General features: G+C 60.2%; 8 protein-coding genes. 2 read left to right on the top strand and 6 right to left on the bottom strand.

Annotated elements, in window-relative coordinates; genetic code table 11:
* The coding region (groL, locus tag EPO09_RS01575) for a chaperonin GroEL (protein ID WP_290639495.1) at positions 1–1,471 on the top strand (1,471 nt) is incomplete at its 5' end.
* Positions 1,472–1,555: 84 nt separating this feature from the next.
* Here groL and EPO09_RS01570 read toward each other — a convergent pair.
* Genes EPO09_RS01570 through epsC form a run of 3 tightly spaced genes read right to left on the bottom strand, consistent with a single transcriptional unit; the run spans position 1,556 to position 5,357 of the window.
* Positions 1,556–3,466, bottom strand: a complete 1,911-nt coding sequence (locus tag EPO09_RS01570) for a family 2A encapsulin nanocompartment cargo protein cysteine desulfurase (RefSeq protein ID WP_290639493.1) — start codon at positions 3,464–3,466, stop codon at positions 1,556–1,558.
* Entirely contained in the window at positions 3,453–4,370 is a 918-nt protein-coding gene (locus EPO09_RS01565; RefSeq protein WP_290639491.1) for a family 2A encapsulin nanocompartment shell protein, read from the bottom strand. Before EPO09_RS01565 ends, EPO09_RS01570 begins: the two co-directional genes overlap by 14 nt.
* 45 nt (positions 4,371–4,415) lie before the next feature.
* Positions 4,416–5,357, bottom strand: a complete 942-nt coding sequence (epsC, locus tag EPO09_RS01560) for a serine O-acetyltransferase EpsC (RefSeq protein WP_290639489.1) — start codon at positions 5,355–5,357, stop codon at positions 4,416–4,418.
* A gap of 357 nt (positions 5,358–5,714) precedes the next feature.
* On the opposite strand from epsC, the gene EPO09_RS01555 reads away from it, so the two are divergent.
* A complete protein-coding gene (locus EPO09_RS01555; protein WP_290639487.1) occupies positions 5,715–6,737 on the top strand; it encodes a sulfate ABC transporter substrate-binding protein in 1,023 nt (340 codons plus the stop codon).
* A 95-nt stretch (positions 6,738–6,832) separates the two neighbouring features.
* Here the strand turns inward: EPO09_RS01555 and EPO09_RS01550 are convergent, their stop codons facing one another.
* The 3 genes from EPO09_RS01550 to EPO09_RS01540 form a co-directional block, all read right to left on the bottom strand.
* A complete protein-coding gene (locus EPO09_RS01550) occupies positions 6,833–7,795 on the bottom strand; it encodes a CysB family HTH-type transcriptional regulator (RefSeq protein ID WP_290639485.1) in 963 nt (320 codons plus the stop codon).
* 327 nt (positions 7,796–8,122) lie between these two features.
* A complete protein-coding gene (locus EPO09_RS01545; RefSeq protein WP_290639483.1) occupies positions 8,123–8,644 on the bottom strand; it encodes a hypothetical protein in 522 nt (173 codons plus the stop codon).
* 124 nt (positions 8,645–8,768) lie between these two features.
* A complete protein-coding gene (locus tag EPO09_RS01540; protein ID WP_290639481.1) occupies positions 8,769–9,674 on the bottom strand; it encodes a LysR family transcriptional regulator in 906 nt (301 codons plus the stop codon).
* Positions 9,675–9,734 lie beyond the last annotated feature (60 nt).

Raw genomic sequence — 9,734 nt, 5'->3', positions numbered from 1 at the left:
CGCCAAGGAAGTCGAGCTCAAGGACAAGTACGAGAACATCGGCGCACAACTGGTCAAGGAAGTGGCGTCCAAGACGTCCGACAATGCCGGTGACGGCACCACCACGGCTACCGTGCTGGCCCAGGCCATCGTGCGCGAAGGCTTCAAGTACGTGGCCGCAGGCCTGAACCCCACCGACCTCAAGCGCGGTATCGACAAGGCCGTGACAGCCCTGGTGGCCGAGATCAAGCAGATCGCCAAGCCCACGACCACGTCCAAGGAAATCGCTCAGGTTGGCGCCATCTCTGCCAACTCCGATTGGGACATTGGCCAGATCATCGCTGACGCCATCGACAAAGTGGGCAAGGACGGCGTGATCACCGTGGAAGACGGCAAGAGCCTGATCAACGAACTGGACGTGGTCGAAGGCCTGCAGTTCGATCGTGGTTATCTGTCGCCTTACTTCATCAACAACCAGGACAAGCAGATTGCCGAGCTCGACAATCCCTTCGTGTTGATCGTTGACAAGAAGATCAGCAACATCCGCGATCTGCTGCCCGTGCTGGAAGTGGTGGCCAAGTCAGCTCGCCCCTTGCTGATCATTGCCGAGGACGTGGAAGGCGAGGCGCTGGCCACCTTGGTGGTCAACTCGATCCGCGGCATTCTCAAGGTGGTGGCCGTGAAGGCGCCTGGCTTTGGTGACCGTCGCAAGGCCATCCTGGAAGACATCGCTGTGCTGACGGGCGGCAAGGTCTTCTCGGAAGAAGTCGGCCTGACCCTGGACAAGGGGGCGCTCACCGATCTGGGTCAGGCTGCACGCGTGGAAGTGGGCAAAGAGAACACCACCCTGATCGATGGCTCCGGCAATGCCGCAGACATCGAAGCACGCGTCAAGCAGATCCGTGTCCAGATCGGTGAGGCCACCAGCGACTACGACCGCGAAAAGCTGCAAGAGCGCGTGGCCAAGCTGGCCGGCGGTGTGGCCGTGATCAAGGTGGGTGCCGCGACCGAAGTGGAGCTCAAAGAGAAGAAGGCCCGCGTGGAAGATGCCCTGCACGCCACACGTGCTGCAGTGGAAGAGGGCGTGGTGCCCGGCGGTGGCGTGGCCCTTTTGCGTGCCAAGAAGGCCGTGGGCAGTCTGCAAGGCGACAACGCCGACCAGGATGCCGGCATCAAGCTGGTGCTGCGCGCCATTGAAGAGCCGCTGCGCCAGATTGTGGCCAACGCCGGTGGCGAGCCCAGTGTGGTCGTGAACCGCGTGCTGCAAGGCGAGGGCAACTTCGGCTTCAACGCGGCCAACGACACCTATGGCGATCTGGTCGAGCAGGGCGTACTGGACCCGGCCAAGGTGACGCGCACCGCGCTGCAGAACGCTGCCTCAGTTGCCAGCTTGATCCTGACCACGGAAGCCATCGTTGCGGAGATCCCCGAGCCACCCAAGGCGCCGGCGGGGCACCATGACGAGGGCGGCTTCGGCGGTCCGCAGTTCTGATCTCCCGCTTCAGGCATTAGCCGCCTGAAACAAGAAAGGGGTGCCTGATACAGACACCCCTTTTGTTTGAGCGCTAGAACTTGCTCAGTACACCCGACGTTGGCTGCCAGACAGCTTGTGCAGCGTCGCCACCAGGGTATCGACCTCGGCACAGGTGTTGTAGAAAGCCAGAGAAGGTCGTACGGTGGCTTCCAGCCCGAAGCGACGCAAGATGGGTTGCGCGCAATGATGGCCCGAACGCACGGCGATGCCTTCCTTGTTCAAGGCCGCACCAACCTCTTCGGTTTTGAAGCCTTGCAAGGTGAACGACATCACCGACGCCTTGCTGGTCGCCGTACCAATCAAACGCAAACCCGGCACATCCTTGAGCAAGCGCGTGGCATAGACCAGCAACTGGTGCTCGTACGCGCCGATGTTGTCGATGCCCAGTTGCATGACGTACGCCAGTGCCGCGCCCATGCCAGCCGCGTCTGCGATGTTGCCCGTGCCGGCCTCAAAGCGACCTGGGGCGGCGTGGTACTCGGTGTGCTCGAAAGTCACGTCCTTGATCATGTTGCCGCCACCTTGCCAAGGCGGCGTCTCGTTGAGCAAGGCCTCCTTGCCGTACAGAGCACCAATGCCCGTCGGCCCAAAGATCTTGTGGCCCGAGAACACGAACCAGTCGCAGTCCAGATCGACCACGTCGGAACGCATGTGCGACACGGATTGCGCACCGTCGACCAGCACCTTCGCGCCCGCACTGTGCGCCATCGCCACCATCTGCTTGGCAGGGGTGATGGTGCCCAGGGCGTTGGACACTTGCGTGAACGACACCAGCTTCGTGCGAGGGCCCAGCAGCTTGGCGTATTCGTCCAGCAGGATCTGGCCGTCGTCGTCCACCGGGATCACGCGCAGCTTCGCACCCGTGAAGGCGCACAACTGCTGCCAGGGCACGATGTTGGCGTGGTGCTCCAGGTGGCTCACCATGATCTCGTCACCCTCGCGCAGGTTGGCGCGGCCCCACGACTTGGCCACCAGGTTGATGGCTTCGGTGGTGCCCCGCACGAACACGATCTCATTGACCGAGCACGCGTTCAGGAAGGCTCGCGTGGTTTCGCGAGCGCCTTCGTAGGCATCGGTGGCACGTGCAGCCAGTTCATGCGCGGCACGGTGGATGTTCGAGTTTTCGTGCTCGTAGAAGTACGAAACCCGGTCAATCACACACTGTGGCTTTTGCGTGGTGGCAGCGTTGTCCAACCAGATCAAGGGGCGACCGTTCACCCGTTCGCGCAGGATCGGGAAATCCTGGCGGATCAGGTTGACATCAAACGGCGGCTTGAAGCCCTGAGGCTTGGCGACTTCCGCCTGATGGGGCAAGCCTGGCGTCAACAAGCCCGGTTGGCCCAAGGGCACGTGATCCAGGAAGTAGAAGCTGGGCCCAGGTGCTGCCAACGCATGTTCTGTAGACGGCCCGCGAGCAGGAGAGCGCAACGCCAGCAAATCAGCCAATTCGGCGTCACTGGGCAGGCCCCAATCCAGGGGGTTCAAGGTCAGCGCAGGTTGCAAGCCATGTGTGTTGCCGGCGGGGTTCGCGGCTGGCGTCAAGGGCACATCACCTGAAAACGAGGTCGGCACTGTCGGGGTTGGTGTGACGGCAGGGCTCGGGTGCTGGACACCTTCGTTGGGCGCTGCACCGGTCAGGTAGGGCAACTGCCCGACGGGGACAGAAGCAGGCACGCCGCCAGGCAACTCGGATAGCGTGGCATTGGGCACCGACGTGGTGGGCGGGATCCCCGTGTTCACGCCTCGGCTGGGCTGCGAGCCCACCACATTGGCGACGGCGAACGGATGGGGCGCTTGGGGTGAGCCCAGATGCGACAAGCCCGGCGGCAAGCCTGCGCCCACGCTGTTCAAATCTGGTGCCTGTCCGGGCAGCGCAGAAAAGAACTGGTTGGCCAGCTGCGCCAGGGTTTCCACATCAGGGACACCCAGGTTGGCAAGTTCACTTGTACTCATGGTACTTGTTGATTTCAACGTCTTCGAGCACGGCGATGGCGTCATCGGTCAGCACCGCCAGCGAGCAGTACAGCGACACCAGGTAGGAGGCGATGGCCTTATGGTTAATGCCCATGAAGCGCACGGCCAGGCCGGGGCTTTGTTGACCAGGCAGATCCGGCTGATACAGGCCGACCACGCCTTGACGGCTTTCACCCGTGCGAATCAGAAGGATCTTGGTCTTGTTGTCTTCAATCTTGATCTTGTCGCATGGGATCAGGGGGATGCCGCGCCAGGTGATGAACTGCGAACCGAACAGCGACACGGTAGGAGGCGGTACGCCACGGCGGGTGCACTCACGACCAAAGGCGGTGATCGCCAACGGATGCGCCAGGAAGAAGCCAGGCTCCTTCCACACTTTGCTCAGCAGTTCGTCGAGGTCGTCCGGCGTAGGGGCGCCAGTGCGGGTCTTGATGTGCTGATGCGGCGCGATGTTGTTGAGCAGACCGTATTCGCGGTTGTTGATCAACTCGGCTTCCTGGCGCTCCTTGATCGTCTCGATGGTCAGGCGCAGCTGCTCGGAGATCTGGTTGTAGGGCTTGCTGTACAGGTCAGACACGCGGGTGTGCACGTCCAGCACGGTGTTCACGGCCGACAGCAGGTACTCGCGTGGATCTTCGATGTAGTCCACGAAGGTCTGGGGCAGTTCACGCTCGTCGCGACCGGAGCAATCCACGGTCACGCTGGAGGCGTCCTTCACCTTGTTGACGCGGTAGATGCCGGCCTCGACAGGCACCCATTGCATCAAGTGAGTCAACCAACGCGGCGTGATCGTGCCCATCTGGGGCACGGTGCGTGTGGCGATGGCAAGTTGCCGCGCGGCGATGTCGCCAAGGGCTGTGCTTTGTTCGTGGTTATTGGCCATGTGGCTGAACTCCATATTGATTGGTGAGAGCGAAAGGGGAAGACATCAGGTGTGTCTGTTGAGTGCCTGGGATACGTTGCTGCCAGGCGGCACGCTGTGGGTCAGCCACACGTTGCCGCCAATGGTCGAGCCCTTGCCCACGGTGATGCGGCCCAGCACCGTTGCGCCGGCATAGATCACCACGTCGTCTTCCACGATGGGGTGACGGGCATGGCCTTTGACCAGCTGCCCTTCTTCGTCGGTTGGGAAGCGCTTGGCGCCCAGGGTCACTGCTTGGTACAGGCGCACGCCTTGCCCGATCACCGTGGTCTCACCGATCACAACGCCAGTACCGTGATCAATGAAGAAGGCAGGGCCGATCTCGGCGCCTGGGTGGATATCAATGCCTGTGCGGGAGTGGGCGATGTCGGAAATCAAGCGGGCGAGGAGGGGGGCGCCCAGCTTGTAGAGGCCATGCGCCAGCCGGTAGTGGATGATGGCCGCCATGCCGGGGTAGCACAGCAGGATCTCGGACGCGCTGGTCGCAGCGGGGTCTCCGTTGAAGGCTGCCTGCAGATCACTGACGAGCAAGGCACGAATGGCCGGCAGCTCGGATGCGAACACGCGTGTGATGTGGTTGGCCTTGTCCGTCAGGGCCGCATCGGCGAGTGGGTCAACATATGGATCGGCGTCACTGGCGTAGAGCAGGCCGCGGCGTACTTGTTCTGCCAGCAGAACCAAGGTGCTGTTGAGCGTGTTGCCGACGTAGTAGTCAATGCTTTCGTCGCTCAGGTCTGGTCGGCCGTAATGCGTAGGAAACAGCGCGGCAGACAGACCTTGCACAATCTGCCCGAGTGCTTCTCGCGATGGCAACTCTCGAACGCGTCCTTTGTGCCTAACGTTGTGGGCATGCTCGCGGGAATGGCGCAAGGCTTTCACCACCTCGTGCAGATTCCATTCTGTTGACGCGAGTTCAAGGACTTGGGCGGACGATGAGGCGGACTGCATGAAAGGTCTGAAGCTCTGGAAAGTAAGCACCCAATTTGCCGCTTAAGCAGAAACATCCCAACGACTTAGATCGAGTTAGATCAGTCGATATTTGTTTGGCGAATTTGGATATGTGATCAATTTATATAAAGACCCGGGCAGAAGGGGGCGTCGCACCAGTCAGCGCTTGGCTATTGGTGCATTGGCAGATGGTTCATCCGCTTTGGCATCCGCGTGTGTGGTGGCTTGGCGGCAAGCCAGAGGCGCTAGTTCGTTATTTGCATAAGCACCTGCGTAATCCGTACTTCTGCGTGAATGCGCTCGTCCTTAATATTTGGGCCTCCTTTGAAATGGGCCGTTCTCATGCATTTTTCTTTGATGAGCCACCGAGCATTCCGTTTGTCCCACGTTGCCGCATCTGCGGCCCTGGCCGTTTCGGCATGTGTGCCTGCGTGGGCCGACACCACGCTGCTCAACGTGAGTTATGACGTTACCCGCGAGTTCTACAAGGACTACAACGCCGCCTTCGCTCGTTACTGGAAGCAGACCACGGGCGAGGCCGTGACGATCAACCAATCTCACGGCGGCTCCAGCAAGCAGGCTCGCAGCGTGATCGAAGGCCTGCCGGCTGATGTGATCACCATGAACCAGGCCAACGACATCGACGTGCTGAATCAGCAAGGCGGTCTGGTCCCTGCCGATTGGGCCAAGCGCCTGCCGAACAATGCGGCGCCTACTACGTCTGTGACCGTGATTCTGGTGCGCAAGGGCAACCCCAAGGGCATCAAGGATTGGTCGGATCTGGCCAAACCTGGGGTGTCGGTCGTGATTCCTAACCCGAAGACCTCGGGCAATGGCCGCTACTCCTACCTGGCGGCCTGGGGCTCGGTGATCAAGGCCGGGGGCACGCCCAAGCAAGCTCGCGATTTGGTGCAGAAGGTTTTCGGCAACGTGCCTGTGTTTGATGGCGGTGGACGTGCAGCCACAACCACATTTGCCCAACGCAACATCGGCGATGCCCTGGCGACTTTCGAAAGCGAAGTACCGCTGATTCAGAACGAGTTCAGTGGCGATTACCAGGTGGTCTACCCCAAGACAACCATCCTGGCTGAGAACCCCGTCAGCGTTGTCGACAAGAACGTGGACAAGAAGGGCAGCCGCAAGCAGGCCGAGGCTTACCTGAAGTACCTGTGGTCTGACGAGGGGCAGGCGATTGCAGCGAAGCATCACCTTCGCCCGCGCTCGGACAAGTTGCTGGCGCAGTACAAGGCAGCCTTCATCAGCGTGCCTACATTCACTGTGGACGAAGTGTTCGGCGGCTGGAAGAAGGCTCAGGCAGAGCACTTCAACGACGGCGGCATTTATGACCAGATCCTGACGGCTGGCCGCGCGGGTAAGTGAGCCAACAGGCAGCCAGCTCTTTAGCTAACGAGACTGGCATATAAAAAAGGCAGCCTCCGATCACGGGGCTGCGTTTTTGCTTATCAGCTTGCAACTTATGCGGCTTCTTGCTGAGCGTCGTCGTCTTGCTTGGCAGATGAGAGCCTGGCGGCCGCCTCTACACGTTGCCGAGTCAGCGGCGGCGCGAAGGTTTCGATGAAAGCGTAGACATAGCTGCGCAGGTACGCGTCGCGGCGGAAGGCCAGACGTGTCATGTTCAACTTGAACAGGCTGCGTGCCTCGATGGCGCGCAGGTTGCGATCGCGGTCCTGATCGAAGGCGATGGACGCCACGATGCCCACACCCATGCCGAGTTCGACGTAGGTCTTGATCACGTCGGCATCCATGGCACTGAGCACCACCGATGGCGTGATGCCCGCTTCTTCGAAGGCTTCGTCGATGTGGGCGCGCCCCGTATAGCCCACGTCATACGTGATCAATGGAAAACGGGACAGACGTTCCAAGGTCAGTGGCTGGCCATCCAGCAGCGCATGATTTGGGGGCACGACCACAGCGTGCGTCCACTGATAGCACGGCAGCGTGACCAGTTGTTCGTATTGCGTCAGCGCCTCTGTAGCGATACCCACATCCGCTTCCCCGCTGAGCAGCATCTCCGCGACGTGCTTGGGGGAGCCCTGGTGAAGACTCAGTGTGACCTGCGGGTAGAGCTGACGGAAATCACGCACAGCCGAGGGCAGGGCGTACCGCGCCTGCGAGTGCGTGGCGGCAATGGACAGCGGCCCCACGTCGCGTTCCGAGAAGTCTCGCGAAGCCTGGCGCAGGCTTTCCGAGTCAGACAGCAACCTTTCCACAATGGGCAGCACCTGGCGACCGGGTTCAGTCAGACCCGTGAGCCGCTTGCCGGCACGCACGAACAGATCGATGCCCAACTCCTCCTCCAACTCCCGGATTTGTCGGCTGACACCCGGTTGGGATGTGTGCAAGGCGTGGGCTACTTCGGTGAGATTGAAACCGCGTCTGACGGCCTCGCGCACAGATCGCAACTGTTGAAAGTTCATATCCAAGCTCTGTAAGTGAGCCATCGATTCTGTTTCTCCAGCCTGCTGCGGAAAACGAATGTTTGTTTCTATGCTTGCGCGAAAAATGTTGTTTGAGGGGTTCCGGAGGCGATGAGGGGGGCTATTGCCGCAATTTCGGACGTATGGGCATATGGGTCGCTTTTAGTCCGCTTTAGGCTGAGAGCAGCCGGTTACCACTCGTCGACCTCATCGCAACACGAGCACTGGGTCGGATGCCCATCAGCAGTCATTCACCAGGGGCGGCGATCGACCTAAAGCGGGCATTGAGCCAAAGTGATTGAACTTCAGCTTTACGGTTGCAGGCAATCATTTCCCGAATCCGTTTGCAGCAGTGCTATCGACGATGCCAAGTTGGGGCTTGTCGGTCTCGACCACCCAGTGCTGCGTGCGGAAGTCCGGGACATTTGAAGGAAGATTCACTGATGCATCCTTCGATGTCACAACGCCCTTGAGACGGCGCATTGCGATGGCATGCAGTGGCTTATCCAGCAACTCCGGTACAAACCAAAACCCACCGGCACCCAGCAGAAAACTAGCTCCTATAGCGATCGGCAGGGTTGGTTCTTGGCTCGCCAGCCAAGTTGCTACACCAGAAAGAATTCCGACCGCAATGCTGAGGGACCAACGAAGTCTCGAATATGTTGTTTTGCCAGCTTTGAACGCAGCCAACAGAATGCCATTCTGCCGCTCCTTTTCTACGTTGGCTACTGCGTCCAAAGATCGCTGAAGCGCCAAATTCCTCTCGGCTAGAGTTTGACCGTCTAGTTCTGCCTGCAAAAGCTTTTTACGAATCGCCTCAGCCTCGTCCGTTTTTGCAACTTCGACCACCTTGGCCGCCTGGCGGACCGACTCAAGCTCTTCAAAGTGCGCTGTTCGGGCAATCGAACATCTGCATGCCAACGCGCGTGTCGAGCCGAACGGGGCGGGAAGCTACCTTGGCCTGATCTGGCGTTCAGACGCGCCGCAGCCCCGGCGTGTTCTCGAACACTTCGGCGGCCCACTCCACGAAGACCTGTACCTTGGTCGACAAATGGCGGTTCGAGGGATAGAGCACATGCACAGGCAGGGCATCGGTACCCCAGTCGGCGAGGATCCGCACGAGCTTGCCTTGGCGCTCGTAACACTGAAAGGCGTAACTGGGGATCTGACCGATGCCGACGCCGGCCAGGCAGGCGTCGCGGTAGACGTTGGAGTCGTTGAGCGCCAGACCGCCTGGCAGTTGAAGTTCGAGACGCTCTTCACCCTTGATGAACTCCCAGTGGTGGATGCGGCCTTGAACGAAGTAGCTGATCCAGCGGTGCTGCAAGAGGTCTTGAGGATGCTGAGGCGTGCCATGCTCGGCCAGGTAGCTCGGCGCGACGCAGGTCACGAAATGCATGGAGCCGATGCGCCGCGCTACCAGTGAGGGGTCGTTGACCTCCCCAACTCGCACGACACAATCGACGCCCTCGCTGACCATGTTGATGGGCCGGTCTGTACAACCCAGTTGCAAGTCGATGCGTGGGTAGCGTCTGAGAAAAGCGGGCAGGTGATCCTGCATGAGCATGCTGGCCATGCTGGTGGTCATGTCAACCTTGAGCGTGCCCTTGGGTTCACGGTGGCGCGAGGACAGAGACTCGTCGGCTTCGCGCAGGTCGTCGAGGATGCGAATGCAACGCTCGTAGTAGGCCGCGCCGTCTGCCGTGACCGTGACCCGCCGCGTGGTGCGGTGCAGCAGGCGCACGCCAAGCTGCGCTTCGAGGTCCTGGATCAAAGTCGAGATGGTGGCCTTGGGTGTGTGCAGGGACTCTGCGGCCTTGGTGAAACCGCCTGTATCGACCACGCGCACAAAAGCTTCGATGGCTTTGATTTTGTCCATTGTTCAGAAATGTGAACAGTCATTTCAATTTTCAGGAGTTTATGAGGAATCAACAAATCA

This window comes from Aquabacterium sp. (assembly GCF_004297345.1).
In the GTDB taxonomy this organism is placed as follows: domain Bacteria; phylum Pseudomonadota; class Gammaproteobacteria; order Burkholderiales; family Burkholderiaceae_C; genus Aquabacterium.
The sequence above is the reverse complement of the archived record's forward strand: the minus strand, read 5'-3'. Positions and strand labels throughout refer to the sequence as shown.

Coding starts and splice junctions, on each gene's coding strand:
- EPO09_RS01570 (WP_290639493.1), bottom strand. CDS start 3,466: ATGAGTACAAGTGAACTTGCCAACCTGGGTGTCCCTGATGTGGAAACC.
- EPO09_RS01565 (WP_290639491.1), bottom strand. CDS start 4,370: ATGGCCAATAACCACGAACAAAGCACAGCCCTTGGCGACATCGCCGCG.
- EPO09_RS01555 (WP_290639487.1), top strand. CDS start 5,715: ATGAGCCACCGAGCATTCCGTTTGTCCCACGTTGCCGCATCTGCGGCC.
- epsC (WP_290639489.1), bottom strand. CDS start 5,357: ATGCAGTCCGCCTCATCGTCCGCCCAAGTCCTTGAACTCGCGTCAACA.
- EPO09_RS01550 (WP_290639485.1), bottom strand. CDS start 7,795: ATGAACTTTCAACAGTTGCGATCTGTGCGCGAGGCCGTCAGACGCGGT.
- EPO09_RS01540 (WP_290639481.1), bottom strand. CDS start 9,674: ATGGACAAAATCAAAGCCATCGAAGCTTTTGTGCGCGTGGTCGATACA.